Raw genomic sequence first — 14,948 nt, 5'->3', positions numbered from 1 at the left:
TCGCCACGGCCGCGCCGCCTACAGCGGCAGCTCGACGCGGGCGGTCAGGCCGCCGCCGGCCCGGTTCACCAGGTTCACGTCGCCGCCGTGGCCGCGGGCGATCGAGCGCACCACCGCCAGGCCCAGGCCGATCCCGCCCGTCTGGCGGCTGCGCGACGGCTCGCGGCGGTAGAAGGGTTCGAACACCTTCTCGGCCTCCTGCGGCGGGATGCCCGGGCCGTCGTCGTCGATCTCCACCACGGCGTGGCCGGCGTCGCGGAACACCCGCGCCCGCGCCCGCCCGCCGAACTTCACCGCGTTCTCCAGCAGGTTGGCCACCAGCCGGCGCAGCGCCATGGGATCGCCTTCCAGCACCACCTTCTCCCCGGGCTCCACCTCGGCCTGGGCGCCCGTCTCGCTCATCTCGTCGCACAGGCTCTCCACCAGCGACGACAGCTCCAACGGCGTGCGCTCGCCCGGCCGGCTGGCGTCGCGGACGAAGGCGAGGGTGGCGGTGATCATCTCCTCCATCTGGTCCAGGTCGGCGGCGTACTTGGCGCGTTGCTCCTCGGGCAGCGATTCGATGCGGAACCTCAGGCGGGTCAGCGGCGTGCGCAGGTCGTGGGCGATGGCGCCCATCATCGCCGTGCGGTCCTCGACGTAGCGCAGCAGGCGCTTCTGCATCTCGTTGAAGGCGCGGGCGGCGACCCCGATCTCGGCCGGGCCCCTGAGCGCCAGCGGCGGGGCGCGCGGATCGCGGCCCAGCCGTTCGGCGGCGTCGGCGAACACCTGGATCGGCTTCGAAAGCCGCCGCGCGAACACCCACGCCACCGGCGACATGGCCATGGCCGACAGCGCGAACCACAGCACCACCCGCTGCTGCCAGTCGTTCAGCCCCACCGGCGCCCTGGTCCGCACCACGGCCCAGCGTCCGTCCGGCTGACGCACCCCCACGGCGAACGGCTCGATCAGGAAGTGCTCCTCGTCGCTCATCCCCGCGCGGGCCACCCGGTCGCGGAGAATCCGGCCGACGCGCCGGTCCGAGAAACGCCCCCGTTCGCCGGCGATCACCACGTCGGACGCCTGCACGCCGAGATCCTCGGCGATCTTGTCGCGCAGCACCGGGATCGAGCGGCCCTCCAGCCGGGGCGATGGCGACTGCGCCTGGCTGGTCAGCTCCAGCGGCCGGCGCTCGGTGAAGGTCTGCTCCGCGCCGCGGAAGGTCCGCTCGATCTCGCTCAGCCGGTAGAAGTCGGGGGAGGGCGGCGGCAGCATGAAGAGCAGCAGCGTGCTCATGGCCCAGGCCGCGACCAGCGTCAGGCCCGTCAGCGTCAGCAGCTGGACGAGCAGCGAGGCCGTCGGCCGGACCCCGCTCTTCACGTGCGTCGCACCTTGGCGGTGAACATGTAGCCCTCGTTGCGGACCGTGCGGATCAGGTCGTGTCCGCCGCCGCCGTCGTCCAGCTTCCGCCTCAGGCGGCTGATCTGCACGTCGATCGCGCGGTCGAAGGCGTCGCTGTCGGGCCCGCGGGCGTATTCCAGCAGCTGGTCGCGCGTCAGCACGCGCTGGGGCCGCTCCACGAACGCCCGCAGCAGCGAGAACTCGCCCGAGCTCAGGTTCACCACCACCCCGGCCGGCGAGCGCAGCTCGCGCCGCACCAGGTCCAGCCGCCAGCCGGCGAATTCGCATCCGGCGCCCAGGGCCGCCGAACCGTTGCTGCGCTGCTCGGCCCGGCGCAGCACCGCGCGCACGCGCGCCAGCAGCTCGCGCGGATTGCAGGGCTTGGCCAGATAGTCGTCGGCGCCCAGCTCCAGGCCGACGATGCGGTCGGTGTCCTCGCCCATGGCCGACAGCATGATGATCGGGGGCGGCGACTCGTTGGAGGTCAGGCGGCGGCAGATCGCCAGCCCGTCCTCGCCGGGCAGCATCACGTCCAGCACGATCAGGTCGATCTGGCCGCGCTCCAGCACGCGCTCCATTTCGCTGGCGTCGGCGGCGGTCTCCACCTTGTAGCCGTGACGGCCCAGGAAGTCGGAGACCACGTCGCGGATGCCCGGATCGTCGTCCACCATCAGGATGCGGGCGCCCGCCCCGGTCATGTCAGTCGAAAGCTCCATGCGGGCCAGCTTGGTCGCCGGCCGTAACGCCGAAATGTCTCAATTGAAACCGTTGTTTCAGCGCGTTCACTCGTCGGCCAGCACCTCGTCGGCGACGAACGGATTGGTGCGCCGCTCCTGGCCGAATGTCGACATGGGTCCGTGGCCCGGCACAAAGCGCACGTCGTCGCCCAGCGGCCAGAGCTTCTTGGTGATGGAATGGATCAGGTCCTGGTAGTTCCCGCGCGGGAAGTCGGTGCGCCCGATCGAGCCCTGGAACAGCACGTCGCCTACCTGGGCGAAGCGCGCCTGCCGGTGGAAGAACACCACGTGCCCCGGCGTGTGGCCCGGGCAGTGGATCACCTCGAACTCGGTCTCGCCCAGGCTCACCGTGTCGCCGTCGCCCAGCCAGCGGTCGGGCGTGAAGCTGCGCGCGTCGGGCATGCCCCACTTCGCGCCCGAGGTCCCGATGTCGTCGATCCAGAACTGGTCGTCGGGGTGGGGGCCTTCGATGGGGACGCCCGTCGCCTCCTTCAGCGCCGCGGTTCCGCCGGCGTGGTCGAGGTGGCCGTGGGTGATCCAGATCTTCTCCAGCGTCAGGTCCTGCGACTTCAGCGCCTCCAGCAGGCGCGGGACCTCGCCGCCGGGGTCGATCACCGCGGCCTTCTTGGTCTTCACGCACCAGACGAGGGTGCAGTTCTGTTGCAGGGGCGTGACCGGGGCGACGAGCGCGCGGATCGGCAGGGGCGGCTGGGGTGCGTTCATGTCGCCCGCATGATCGTTCGTGGCGGGCCATAAGAAAAGACCCGGGGTCGCCCCCGGGTCTTTCCTGCTTCAATCCGCGCCCGAGATGGGCGGAACCGCGCTGGGCGGCGCGTCGGAGTCGAGCTCGTGCGTCTCGATCAGGCCGCGGCCCACGTGGCTCTTCCGGAAGCCGTAGAGGAAGTAGATCACGAGACCCAGGCCGCCCCAGACGGGCAGGACCATCATCGCCTCGATCGGCAGGTTGAAGTAAAGCAGCACGCAGCCGACCGCCGACAGCGGGGCCACCACCCACACCCAAGGCGTCTTGAACGGCCGCGCCCGGCTGGGCTCCTTCACGCGCAGCACCAGCACCGCGATCGACACCATGAAGAACGCGAACAGGGTGCCCGAGTTCGAGATGTCGGCCAGCTGGCCCACGGGCAGCAGCGCCCCGGCGATGGCCACGCACACGCCCGTCACCATGGTGACGATGTGCGGCGTCTTCCACTTCGGGTGGATGCTGGCCAGCTTCTCGGGCAGCAGGCCGTCGCGCGCCATGACGAAGAAGATCCGCGTCTGGCCGAACAGCATCATCAGGATGACCGAGGGCAGGGCGAGGTTGGCCGCCAGGCCCAGGGCGTTGCCGACCGTCGGCCAGTCGATGACGCGCAGCACGTGGGCCAGCGCCTCGTTCGAGCAGACCAGCCGCGCGGCGTTTTCCGGCGTGGCGCAGGCTGCGGCGAAGCCGACCGAGCCGGGCTGGACGATCTCGCCGCCCGGGCCCAGCACCGGCTGGGCGCCCACCGCTCCGATCGCCCCCGCCGCCACCAGCAGGTAGAAGACGGTGCAGATCGCCAGCGAGCCGATCAGGCCGATGGGCACGTTGCGCTGCGGGTTCTTGGTCTCCTCGGCGGCCGTGGAGACCGCGTCGAAGCCCACGTAGGCGAAGAAGATCGAGGCCGCCGCGCCCACCACGCCGAGGCCGCTGGTGCCGTGCGGGCCGAACCAGCCGTTGGGCGTGAAGGGCGAGAAGTTGCCCGTCTTGATCGCCGGCAGGGTCAGGGCGATGAACGCGGTGAGCGCCGTCACCTTGATCGCCACCAGGATCGCGTTCACCCGCGCGCTCTCGGTCGTCCCGATCACCAGCAGCGCGGTGACGGCCAGGGCGACGACGATCGCCGGCACGTTGATGATCCCGTGGCTGATGTCGGCGTGCGGGATGATCCCGTCCAGCGACCAGACCGGCCCCGCCGACAATGCGGCGGGCAGGGTTATCCCCGTGACGCTCTTGAGCAGGCCCATGAAGTAGCCCGACCAGCCCACCGACACGGCGCTGGCGGCCACCGCGTATTCCAGGATCAGCGCCCAGCCGACCATCCAGGCCAGCAGCTCGCCGACCACGGCGTAGGTGTAGGTGTAGGCCGAGCCCGACACCGGCACCATCGAGGCCAGTTCCGAATAGCAGAGCGCCGCCACCGCGCAGACGGCGCCGGCGATGACGAAGCTCCACATCATGCCCGGCCCCGCCTTCTGGGCGGCGGCGGCCGTCAGCACGAAGATCCCGGTCCCGATGATGGCGCCGACCCCCAGCAGCGTGAGCTGGATCGGTCCTAGCGAGCGGTGCAGTGATTTCTTCTCAGCCGTCGCGAGGATCGCGTCGAGCGGCTTTACACGCCACATGTTGCCTCCGAAATGCGGCCCCCCGGGCCGCCGAATTAATGTTGGCGCGACCGTGGCTTGCTTGCGCGCGAATGGTCAAGCGTCGAGGGCTGGCCCGGCCGCGAGCGCCGCGTTAGAGCGCCATGATGCTTCCGGTCCACGAGATCCTGTCCGAACTGAAGGCGGCCCTGGCCGGCCCGGGCGCCGCCGTGCTCGTGGCCCCGCCAGGGGCGGGCAAGACCACCGTCGTTCCGCTCGAGCTGCTGGCCGAGCCGTGGGCCCGGGGCGGCCGGATCGTGGTGCTCGAACCGCGCCGTCTCGCCGCCCGCGCCGCCGCCGCGCGGATGGCCGCCACCCTCGGCGAGCGGGTGGGCGACACCGTCGGCCTGCGCGTGCGCATGCAGACCCGCGTCTCGGCCGCCACCCGCATAGAGGTGGTCACCGAGGGCGTCTTCACCCGCATGGTCCTGGCCGATCCCGAGCTGGCCGGCGTGGCCTGCGTGATCTTCGACGAGTTCCACGAGCGCAGCCTCGACGCCGACCTCGGCCTCGCCCTGGCCCGCGACGCCCAGAAGCTGCTCCGCGACGACCTGCGCCTGCTGGTCATGTCGGCCACCCTCGACGGCGCCGCCGTCGCCCGCCTGCTGGGCGACTGTCCCGTGGTCGAGAGCCAGGGCCGCATGTTCCCGGTCGAGACCCGCTACCTGGGCCGCGACGAGCGCCTCTCCCCCGACGACCGCGTCGTCCGCGCCGTCGAGCGCGCCCTGGCCGAGGAGCCGGGCAGCCTGCTGGTCTTCCTGCCGGGGCAGGGCGAGATCCGCCGCGCCGCCGAGCGCCTGGCCGAGCGCGTCCGCCGCCCCGACGTCGACATCGCCCCGCTCTACGGCGCCCTCGATCCGCGCGAGCAGGACCGCGCCATCGAGCCCGCCGCCCCCGGCCGCCGCAAGGTGGTGCTGGCCACCTCCATCGCCGAGACCAGCCTGACCATCCAGGGCGTGCGCGTGGTGATCGACGCCGGCCTGGCCCGCGTGCCCCGCTACGATCCGGCCAGCGGCCTCACGCGCCTGGCCACCGTGCGCGTCTCCCGCGCCGCCGCCGACCAGCGCCGCGGCCGCGCCGGCCGCACCGAGCCCGGCGCCTGCTACCGCCTGTGGGACGAGGCCGAGACCCGCGCGCTCCCCGCCTTCGCCGACCCGGAGATCCTCGACGCCGACCTCTCGGGCCTCGCCCTCGACCTCGCCCGCTGGGGCGCGAAGGACCCCGCCGACCTGGCCTTCCTCGATCCGCCGCCCGCCGCCGCCTTCGCCGAGGCCCGCGCCCTCCTGCGCCGGCTGGAGGCCCTGGACGAGGCCGGCGTGCTCACCCCGCACGGCCGCGCGCTCTCCGACATGCCCCTGCCGCCCCGGCTGGCCCACATGGTGCTCAAGGCCGCCGAGACCGGCCAGGCCGCCCGCGCCGCCCGCATCGCCGCCCTCGTCACCGAACAGGGCCTGGGCGGCCGCGACGCCGACCTGCGCCACCGCCTCGACCTCCTGGCGCGCGACCGCGGCCCCCGCGCCCGCGACGCCCGGGCGCTGGCGGATCGATGGGCCGGCCTCACCGGCAAGCCCGGGACGGGCGACCCCCTGTCCGACGGCCTGCTCCTGGCCTTCGCCTATCCCGAGCGCATCGCCAAGGCGCGGGGCGGGCAGGGGGAGTTCCAGCTCGTCACCGGCCGCGGCGCCTTCGTCGAGCCCACCGACGCCCTCGCCCGCGAGCCCTGGCTGGCCATCGCCGAACTGGGCGGCGGCGAGCGGCGCGACCGCATCCTGCTCGCCGCGCCGCTGGACCCCGCCGATCTCGCCGCCTTCGAGGGCCAGTTCGAGGTCGAGGCGCGCCTGGAGGAGAGCGGCGGCGGGCGCCTGCGCGCCAGGCGGCTCACCCGCCTGGGCCGCCTCGTCGTCCGCGAGGAGACCGACGACAACCCCGATCCCGCCCTCGTCGCCCGCGCCCTGGCCGACCGCGTCCGGCGCGAGGGGCTCCGGCTCCTGCCGTGGGGTCCCGCCGCCGTCTCCCTGCGCGAGCGCGCGGCCTTCCTCCACGCCCGCGACCCGGCCTGGCCCGACCTGTCCGACGCCGCCCTGCTGGCCCGCCTCGACGCGTGGCTGTCGCCCCTGCTGGTCGGCGTCCGCCGCCTGGCCGACCTCCGGCCCGACGCCCTGGACGGCGCGCTCCGCGCCCTGATCCCCTGGGACCAGCAGCGCCGCCTCGACGCCGAGGCGCCCGCCCGCTGGACCGCCCCCACCGGCAACAGCTTCGCCGTCGACTACGCCGCCGAGGCCGGCCCCCGCGTCGACGTGCGCGTGCAGGAGGTGTTCGGCCTCGCCCAGCACCCCACCGTCGGCGGCGTCCCCCTCACCCTGTCGCTCCTGTCGCCGGCCCACCGCCCGATCCAGACCACCCAGGACCTGCCGGGCTTCTGGAAGGGCTCCTGGAAGGACGTCCGCGCCGACATGCGCGGCCGCTACCCCAAACACGTCTGGCCCGAAGACCCCGCCGCGGCGGCGCCGACCACGCGAGCCAAGCCGCGGGGGACCTAGAACAAGATGCTCCCCCCTCGGGGGAGCTCCCGCGGAGCGGGTGAGGGGGTCCGCTCAGAAGCCCCGACTTCGAGGCCGCGCGGCGGGTGCGGACGTCGCGATCCTCCGTGCGTCGGTTCGTGGCGCTCCCCAGACACTTCGCGCGGGCCGCCGAACCACGGCCCATTGCCGAAACCCCACACCATCCACGCCCCCGGAGGCGGGCAGGTCCGAGCCCCCCCGCGGCCAGCCCCTACGCCGCCGCCTTCGCCGTCCACGTCCGCGGGTGCTGGCTGCGGAAGCCCACGGCCAGGCGGTTCCAGGCGTTGATGGTGGTGATCAGCAGGGTGAGGTCGAGGATCTCGGCTTCGCCGAACGCGGCCTTCACGGCCTCCCAGTCGGCGTCGGGCGCGCCGGTCTCGGCGATCCTCGTCAGCGCCTCGGTCCAGGCCAGGGCGGCGCGCTCGCGGGCGGTGTAGAGGCTCGACTCCCGCCAGGCGTCCAGCAGGTAGAGCCGCTCCTCCGCCTCGCCGGCGGCGCGGGCGTCCTTCGAGTGCATGTGCAGGCAGAAGGCGCAGCCGTTGATCTGCGAGGCGCGCATCTTCACCAGCTCGATCAGGCTGTGCTCCAGGCCGCTGGCCTGGATGTGGGCTTCCAGCGCCAGCATCGGCTCCAGCGCCTTGCCGCCGACGGCGTAGAGGTTGAGGCGGGTGGTCATGGGGAGGTCTCCTTCTTTCGCCTCAAGGACGCGGGAGACCGCCCGGTTGTGACATGGGCTCAGCCGGTGGCGGCGTAGATCATGACGCCGGTGGCCACCGACAGGTTCAGGCTGTCGGCCCGGCCGCGCATGGGGATCTTCACGTTCACGTCGCACAGCGCGGCCATGTCGGGCGTCAGGCCCTGCTGCTCGTTGCCCATCAGCACCAGGGCCGGCTTCTCGTAGCGCGCCTGGCGGTGGTCGACCGTGGCGGAGAGCAGGGTGCCCACGACAGAGCCGGTCCAGCCGGCGCGCCAGGCGGCGAACTCGGCCTCGCTGGCCTTCGACAGCGGCACGGCGAAGATCGAGCCCATGGTCGCCCGCACCGCCTCGACGGAGTAGGGGTCGCAGCACTCGCCCACCAGGATCACCCCGCCGCAGCCGGCCGCGTCGGCCGTGCGCACGATGGTCCCCAGGTTGCCGGGGTCGCGCACCCGGTGCAGGGCCACCACGCAGCCGGCGGGGCCGGGCTCGGTCTCGCCCAGCGGCCGGAACGCCTGAGCGAACACGCCCACCACCGCCTGCGGATTGTCGCGCCGGGACACCTTGGCGAGGATGTCCTGGGTCACCTCGATCACCTCGCCGCCGGCCGCCCCCGTCGCCGCCACGGCCTTGCGGAGCAGGGGGTGCTTGGCCGCCTCGGGCCCGAACATCAGGATGCGCGGCGCGTGGCCGGTCTCCACGCCCTCGGTCACGTTCTTCAGCCCCTCGGCCACGAACAGGCCGGTCTCGTCGCGTTCCTTGCGCATGTGCAGGGCGCGCACGGCCTTGACCGTGGGGTTGGTCAGCGAGGTGACGGCGCGGGCGTTCACGCCGACCACCGGGCGAAGAAGCTCATGCCGATGGCGCGGTCGCCGCGCGCCTCCTCCAGCGCCAGCTCGCCCCATTCGATGCGTCCGCCGCGGTCGGCCAGCACCTCGGCCAGCAGCCCGGCCAGCGCCGCTCCGGAGATCCGCTCGGCATAGGCGTTCAGGATCAGGAACTTGGAGTTTTCCGAAAGAATCTCGCCACATAGGCGCGCAAGTTCAGGCAAATCCTCAAACAGCCGCCAGACCTCGCCCCCGGGCCCTCGTCCATATTTGGGCGGGTCCAGGATGATCCCCTCGTAGCGCGACCCCCGCCGCGCCTCGCGCTGGACATACTTGCGGGCGTCCTCGGTGATCCAGCGGATCGGCCGGTCGGCCAGCCCCGACAGCTCGGCGTTCTCCCGCGCCCAGGCCACCGCCTTCTTCGAGGCGTCCACGTGCGTCACCGCCGCCCCCGCCGCCGCCATCGCCAGGCTGGCCACGCCGGTGTAGCCGAACAGGTTCAGCACCCGCGGCTGCCCGCCGGCCCTGCGCACCGTCTCGTCCAGCCAGGCCCAGTTGGCCGCCTGCTCGGGGAAGAAGGCCAGGTGTCGGAAGGCCGTGAACCGCCCGTGGAACCTCACCTGGCCCCAGGCCAGCGGCCAGCGCTCCTGCGGCCGCCCCTTGAAGCGCCAGCGCCCGGCGTCCTCCTCGTCGGTGGGGTCGAACACCGCGTCGGCCGATTCCCACTCGGCTGTGGGCAGGCGAGGGCTCCACAGGCACTGCGGCTCCGGACGCACGACCTTGTGAGGACCGTACCGCTCCAGCTTCCGGCCGCCGCCCGAGTCGAGCAGCGCATAGTCGCTCCAGCCCTTGGTCCGCATGGCTTGCGGAGCGGCGGCGATCAGCGGCTTGGTCATGCCCGCCCTCTAAGCGCAAGGGCGGCGTTCCGTCCAGTCGGGCCGTCAAGGACTTGTCACACCACGAGATTTGCGATGGGCTAGGCGACCAGTGGATGCGGGGAGACGCCATGAACCAGGTCGCGACAGCGCCGCGAAAGACAGCGCGCAAGGCCAAGGGGGACGGACACCTTCGGCGGGCCGAGATTCTGGACGCCGCCGAACGCATCTTCGTGGCCGACGGATACGAGGGCGCCACCATCCGCCGGATCGCCGAGGAAGTCGGCGTGTCGTCCACCGCGCTCTACATGCACTTCCCCGACAAGGCCTGCATCCTGCAGGAGATCGTCGAGGGCACGCTCCGCCAGCTCCTGGCCCGCAACACCGACATCGCCCAGCGGCCGCTCGACGCCGTCGCCCGGACCCGGATGATGCTCGACGCCTACATGCGCTGGGCCCTGGAGCATCCCAACGCCTACGAGCTTGTCTATTGCGCGCGGGGTCCGGTATCGACGGACACGCCCGAACGCCCCTCCGACCTGAGCCGACAATGCTACGAAGCCTTCTCCGGCGTGGTGCGCGAGGTCGCGGCGGCCGGTCGCCTGCGCACGGGCGACGGCGATTCGGCGGCCCAGGCGCTCTGGATGGCCTGCCACGGCGTCGTGACGCTGATGATCAGCCGCCCGAACTTCGAATGGGCCGACCGCGAGGAACTGATGCGGATCACCCTCGACGGCATGCTGCACGGCCTCGTCGCCGACTGACGGCCCTCGCCACGGCGGCCGTCTTCCTGGCGCCGGCCGCAGGAGACGCCGCCCCGCGGGTCCTGTCCCTCGATCAGTGCGCCGACCAGTACGTTCTGGCGCTCAGCCCGCGCGACGCCGTGGCGGGGCTCTCCGCGCGGGCGGACGACGCCGATTCCAACCTGCGCGCCCTGGCTCGGGGCCTGCCGCGCCGCCGCGTCGACTTGGAGAGCGCGCTGGCCGCTCGGCCGCAGGTGGTGGTGCGCTACTGGGGCGGCGAGCCGCGGCTGGTCCAGGCGCTGGAGGCCCGTGGCGTGCGGGTGGTCACGATCGGTGAGGCGGCGGGCTTCGCCGATGTCCGCGCCAACGTCCGGCGGGTGGCCGAGGCCCTGGACGAGCGCGCGGCCGGCGAGGCGCTGGTGGCGCGGATGGACGCCCGGCTGGCGCGGGCGGCGGACGCCTGGGCCGGGGCGCGGGCGCTCTATCTCACGCCCGGCGGCGTCACCGCCGGTCCCGGAACCCTGGTCGACGCCATCCTGCGCGCGGCGGGCATGACCAACGCCGAGGCGCGCCCCGGCTACCGCACCGTGTCGCTGGAGGACCTGGCGCTGCATCCCCCGAAGGCGGTGGTGCTCGGCTTCTTCGACACCTTCCAGCTGGCTGGCGACAGCTGGGGCCTGGGCCGCCACGAGGTGTTGCAGAAGGTCGCTCGCGAACGCGCCGTGGCCAGCCTGCCGGGCTCGATGCTGGGCTGCCCCGACTGGAGCGCCGCGGAGGCCGCCGAACGCCTGGCCGCCAAGGCACCGCGGCAGTGAGGCCGCTGGTCCTCAATCTCCTCCTGGTCGGCCTGATCCTGGCGCTGACCGTCGCGGGCCTGCTGCTGGGCGAGACGGCGCTCACCCACGCCCAGATTCGCCAGGCGCTCCACGACCCGGCCTCGGGCGCGCATGAGGTGCTGTTCGCCATCCGACTGCCGCGCACCGCCGCCGCCCTGGTGGTCGGCGCGGCCCTGGGGCTGGCCGGGGCGGTGATGCAGGGCCTGCTGCGCAACCCCCTGGCTGATCCGGGGGTGCTGGGCGTCTCGGGCGGCGCGGGCCTCGGCGCGGCGCTCGCCATCTCGCTGGGCCTGGCGGCGACGCCCGGCGCGGTGGAAGGCGCGGCCCTGGGCGCGGCCGTGCTGGTGGGCGCGGGCCTCACCTGGCTCGCGGCGCGCTTCCGCGAGCCGGAGACCCTGATCCTGTTCGGCGTGGCGCTCTCGGCCTTCCTGGGCGCGCTAACCTCGCTGGTGTTCAACTTCTCGCCGTCGCCGGTGACGCTGGCCGAGGTATTCGCCTGGCTGCTGGGCTCGGTCGCCAACCGGGACTGGGGCGACATCGGCCGCGAGCTGCCCGCCCTCATCGTCGGCGCGGGCCTTTGCGCCTACGCCTCGCGCGGCCTGGTGATGCTGACCCTGGGCGAGGAGACGGCCGCGCTCTCGGGCCTGCCGATGACCCGCCTGCGCGCCGCCGCCGTCGCCGGCGCCTCGCTGCTCACCGGCGCCTCGGTGGCCATGGCCGGCATCGTGGGCTTCGTGGGCCTGGCCGCGCCGCACCTCGTCCGCGCCGCCGCGGGGGGCGATCCCGGACGCGTGCTGCTGCCCTCGGCGCTGGCCGGCGCGTGCCTGCTCTGCGCCGCCGACATCGCCGCACGGGTGATCCCCACCGACCTGGAGCTCAAGCTGGGCGTGGTCACCGCGCTCTTCGGCGCGCCGCTCTTCGCCCTGATCGCCTGGCGCGCCGCCCGGAGCTGGCGCGGGTGACCGCCCTGAAGCTCGATCGCGCGGAGGTGCGCCGCGGCGCGCGCGCCGTGCTGGCGGAGGCCGGATTCTCGGTCTCGGCGGGGGAGGTGGTGGGCGTCGTCGGGGCCAATGGCGCGGGCAAGACGACCCTGCTGCGTGCGGCCCTCGGGCTGGCCCATCTCGAGTCCGGAACCGCCGAGCTCTCTGGCCGCGACGTGCGCCGCCTGTCCGATCCGGAGCGCGCCCGGCTCGTCGGCTACCTGCCCCAGGAGCGCCACGTGGGCTGGAACATGAGCGCCTGGCGGGTGGCCAGCCTCGGCGCCTTCCGCCTGCCGCCGGCCGTGGCGCGCGACCGTGCGATGGCGGCGCTGGCCCGCGTCGGCCTGTCGGGCCTGGAGGACCGCGGCGTCCTGGAGATGTCGGGCGGCGAGCGGGCCCGGGTGCTGCTCGCCCGGCTGCTGGCCGCCGAGGCGCCGCTGCTGGTCGCCGACGAGCCCGTCGCCGGCCTCGACCCCGACGCACAGCTCCTCACCCTCGACCTGTTCCGCGAGGAGGCCGACCGGGGCGCCGCCGTGGTGCTGACCCTGCACGACCTGGGCCTGGCCGCGCGCGCCTGCGATCGGCTGGTGGTGCTGGCCAAGGGACGCGTGGCGGCCGACGCCCCGCCGGCCCAGGCGCTGTCGCCCGAAATCCTCGCCGAGGCGTTCGGCCTGGAAGGCCGGCTGCAAACGACCTCGGACGGGCTGGTCCTGACGGCCCGCCGCCGCAGGCTCTAGGGGCTGCTGGCCGTCACCGCCTGGCCGGTGGGCGCGTAGTTGTAGGCGCCGCGCCGCAGGTCGTTCGAGAGCGTGATGTCAGCCGTCCCGCCGTTCAGCCGGGCGCGGTAGACCTGCATGTTCTCCAGCACCCGCATCACGTAGTTCCGGGTCTCGGTGAACGGGATGCACTCGATGAAGTCGAGCGGATCGGTGGACCCGCCGCGCGGGTCGCCGCAGAAGCTGCTCCACTGGGTGGGGCGGCCCGGGCCCGCGTTGTAGCCGGCCGAGGCCATGATGTACGAGCCCGAGAACCGGTTCACCAGCTCGCCCAGATAGGCCGAGCCCAGGGTCATGTTGTAGTCGGGCTCGTAGAGGCGGGCGGGAGAGAAGCCGACGCCGATCTTCCGGGCGACGATCTTCGCCGTCGACGGCAGGAGCTGCATCATCCCCCGCGCGTCGGCGCCCGAGCGCACGCCGGGATCGAAGCCGCTTTCCTGCCGCGTGATCGCCAGCACCAGCGCCGGCTCGGGCGCGTCCTGCACCTCGGGCGTCGTGCGGGCGGGGTAGGCGCGCTCGACCAGGATCAGCCCTCGCGTGGCGGCCGAGCGGGCCGCGCGCATCGAGGTGTCCTGCTGGCCATAGCCGCGGATCGCGTCGACCAGCATCGCCGCCTCCACCGTGGTCGGCACGGTGTCGTCCAGATGCAGGGCGAAGACGCGGAACAGGTCCATCTGGCCCTGGTCGGCCAGCAGGCGCATGGCCTTCACGGGCTCGCGGCCCTCGAAGCGCTTGCGCTCGGCGGCCGTCGGCTTGGGGTCCCGCGGCAGCACCAGCTTCATGCCCAGCTTCTCGGCGGCGAGCTGGCCGTAGAAGGTGGTCGTGTATTGCGCGCCCTCGGAATAGTCCTTGCGGGCCTCGGCCTTGTCGCCGCGCGCCTCGGCGGCGCGGCCCATCCAATAGAAGGCGCGACCGCGCGTGATCGGCGTCGAGCCGATCTGCTCGATGGCGGCGAAGTGGCGGCCCGCGGCCTCGGGGTCGTTGAGACGCTTCAGCGCGATCCAGCCGGCGTAGAACTCGGCCTCGGCGGCGTCGCCGCCCTCGGTCAGCCCGGTGTTCGCCGCGGCCTGGTAGGCGCCTTCCCAGTCGCCGCCCCGGATCGCCGAGAGGGTCAACCGGTAGCGCTCGTCCCAGATGCGGTCGGCCTGTTCGGAGGTGACGACGTCCTTCGGGAACAGCGGCGCGAGCGCGAGCGCCTGGGCGTCCAGGCCCTTGCGGCGCAGGTAGGCCGCTCGCTCGAAGGCCACGCCGGGCGACTGCTGGTCGGTTGGCGACAGCGCCTGATAGAGCGCGTCGGCGTTCTTCGCGTTGGCCCGCAGCGCCATGCGCGCCTGGGCCGCCGGCTGCTGCTCGGGCGGCAGCATGTCCACCATGGCCCGGGTCGCCGGGCCCTGCGCGCCGTAGAGCAGGATGTCGGCGCGGGCGATGATGTCGTCCACGTTCAGCATCGCGCCGAACCGGGTCATCATGGCCGTCTGCTGGTCGGCCTCGAAGCTCTTGGTCCGCCACCAGCGGCGGATCAGGCCCTCGGCGTCGCCCTGGCGGCCCAGCGACCGGTAGGCCGAGGCCAGCGCCATGGCGCCCTGGGCGCTCATCGGTTCCTGGCCGCTGAACCAGTCGACGATCTCCTGCGGCGACTTGCCGGACGTCTCGATCAGCTTCTCGGCGGCGATCTGGCGGCGGGTGGGCCGGGGGAAGCCGGCGAGGTCGCGCCGCGCGGCGTCGATCTCGGCGAAGCTCAGCGACTCGGCGTTGGCGTCCACCAGCGCCCAGGTGGCGGTCCGCCGCGCGGTCGCGTCGCCCAGGCTCGCGATGGCGGCGCGCGCGCCCGTGACGTCGCCGCGCTTGGCCGCGTTCAGCGCCGTGCTGAAGGCCTGCTTGTCCGCCGCGCTCAGGGGCGCCTGGGGCGCGCCCGGTTGGGCGGTCCGGGCGAGGAGATCGCCGATTGGATCCACCGGCTGGGCGCGGGCGACGGTCGTCGCGATCAGCACGGCGAAGCCGGCGAGCAGGACGTTGCGGGCTCTCGGGTTCAAGGTCTCACCCCAAACGACTCAGGGGATGCATGGAATCAGCGTTGCGGGCTAAGCCCACGCCGCCATATTGTCCCGCCAAATCTGAACGTCGCCTCACCAGGCG

At 73.4% G+C, this 14,948-nt stretch carries 13 protein-coding genes; 5 read left to right on the top strand and 8 right to left on the bottom strand.

Going from position 1 to position 14,948, the window contains the following annotated elements:
* Positions 1-18 precede the first annotated feature (18 nt).
* From GC203_RS06775 to GC203_RS06760, 4 genes are all read right to left on the bottom strand, one after another.
* Complete coding sequence (locus GC203_RS06775) at positions 19-1,359, bottom strand: ATP-binding protein (RefSeq protein ID WP_293452752.1); 1,341 nt, start codon at positions 1,357-1,359, stop codon at positions 19-21.
* Positions 1,356-2,096, bottom strand: coding sequence for a response regulator (locus GC203_RS06770; RefSeq protein ID WP_293452751.1), 741 nt, complete (start codon positions 2,094-2,096; stop codon positions 1,356-1,358). Before GC203_RS06770 ends, GC203_RS06775 begins: the two co-directional genes overlap by 4 nt.
* A gap of 66 nt (positions 2,097-2,162) precedes the next feature.
* The gene (locus tag GC203_RS06765; RefSeq protein ID WP_293452750.1) at positions 2,163-2,840 is read right to left on the bottom strand and encodes an MBL fold metallo-hydrolase; all 678 of its coding nucleotides are present in this window, start codon (positions 2,838-2,840) and stop codon (positions 2,163-2,165) included.
* 69 nt (positions 2,841-2,909) lie between these two features.
* Entirely contained in the window at positions 2,910-4,499 is a 1,590-nt protein-coding gene (locus GC203_RS06760; RefSeq protein WP_293452749.1) for an amino acid permease, read from the bottom strand.
* Positions 4,500-4,624: 125 nt separating this feature from the next.
* Between GC203_RS06760 and hrpB the strand changes: the two genes are divergently transcribed.
* The gene (gene hrpB / locus GC203_RS06755) at positions 4,625-7,057 is read left to right on the top strand and encodes an ATP-dependent helicase HrpB (protein ID WP_293452792.1); all 2,433 of its coding nucleotides are present in this window, start codon (positions 4,625-4,627) and stop codon (positions 7,055-7,057) included.
* Positions 7,058-7,289: 232 nt separating this feature from the next.
* On the opposite strand, the gene GC203_RS06750 is transcribed toward hrpB, so the two are convergent.
* From GC203_RS06750 to GC203_RS06740, 3 genes are read right to left on the bottom strand one after another with little or no spacing between them, the layout of a single operon-like run.
* Positions 7,290-7,754 (bottom strand): carboxymuconolactone decarboxylase family protein, encoded by a 465-nt coding sequence (locus GC203_RS06750; RefSeq protein WP_293452748.1) that lies wholly within the window; start codon positions 7,752-7,754, stop codon positions 7,290-7,292.
* A 59-nt stretch (positions 7,755-7,813) separates the two neighbouring features.
* Positions 7,814-8,605, bottom strand: coding sequence for an RNA methyltransferase (locus GC203_RS06745; RefSeq protein WP_293452747.1), 792 nt, complete (start codon positions 8,603-8,605; stop codon positions 7,814-7,816).
* Positions 8,602-9,498, bottom strand: coding sequence for a class I SAM-dependent methyltransferase (locus GC203_RS06740; protein ID WP_293452746.1), 897 nt, complete (start codon positions 9,496-9,498; stop codon positions 8,602-8,604). The genes GC203_RS06745 and GC203_RS06740 overlap by 4 nt, the downstream gene beginning before the upstream one ends.
* A 110-nt stretch (positions 9,499-9,608) precedes the next feature.
* Here GC203_RS06740 and GC203_RS06735 point away from each other — a divergent pair, with 110 nt between their 5' ends.
* Genes GC203_RS06735 through GC203_RS06720 form a run of 4 tightly spaced genes read left to right on the top strand, consistent with a single transcriptional unit; the run spans position 9,609 to position 12,773 of the window.
* Entirely contained in the window at positions 9,609-10,241 is a 633-nt protein-coding gene (locus GC203_RS06735) for a TetR/AcrR family transcriptional regulator (protein ID WP_293452745.1), read from the top strand.
* Entirely contained in the window at positions 10,172-11,035 is an 864-nt protein-coding gene (locus GC203_RS06730; RefSeq protein ID WP_366501520.1) for an ABC transporter substrate-binding protein, read from the top strand. Before GC203_RS06735 ends, GC203_RS06730 begins: the two co-directional genes overlap by 70 nt.
* Positions 11,032-12,018: an iron ABC transporter permease gene (locus tag GC203_RS06725; RefSeq protein WP_293452743.1), complete on the top strand. Its 987-nt coding sequence runs from the start codon at positions 11,032-11,034 to the stop codon at positions 12,016-12,018. Before GC203_RS06730 ends, GC203_RS06725 begins: the two co-directional genes overlap by 4 nt.
* Complete coding sequence (locus GC203_RS06720; RefSeq protein ID WP_293452742.1) at positions 12,015-12,773, top strand: ABC transporter ATP-binding protein; 759 nt, start codon at positions 12,015-12,017, stop codon at positions 12,771-12,773. Before GC203_RS06725 ends, GC203_RS06720 begins: the two co-directional genes overlap by 4 nt.
* On the opposite strand, the gene GC203_RS06715 is transcribed toward GC203_RS06720, so the two are convergent.
* Complete coding sequence (locus tag GC203_RS06715) at positions 12,770-14,845, bottom strand: lytic transglycosylase domain-containing protein (protein ID WP_293452741.1); 2,076 nt, start codon at positions 14,843-14,845, stop codon at positions 12,770-12,772. The two genes, GC203_RS06720 and GC203_RS06715, sit on opposite strands and share 4 nt — an antisense overlap.
* Positions 14,846-14,948: the final 103 nt, after the last annotated feature.

Source organism: Phenylobacterium sp., assembly GCF_016124325.1.
Taxonomy (GTDB): domain Bacteria; phylum Pseudomonadota; class Alphaproteobacteria; order Caulobacterales; family Caulobacteraceae; genus Phenylobacterium.
Note: the sequence above shows the minus strand (reverse complement) of the source record. Positions and strands in the feature narration are given on the sequence as shown.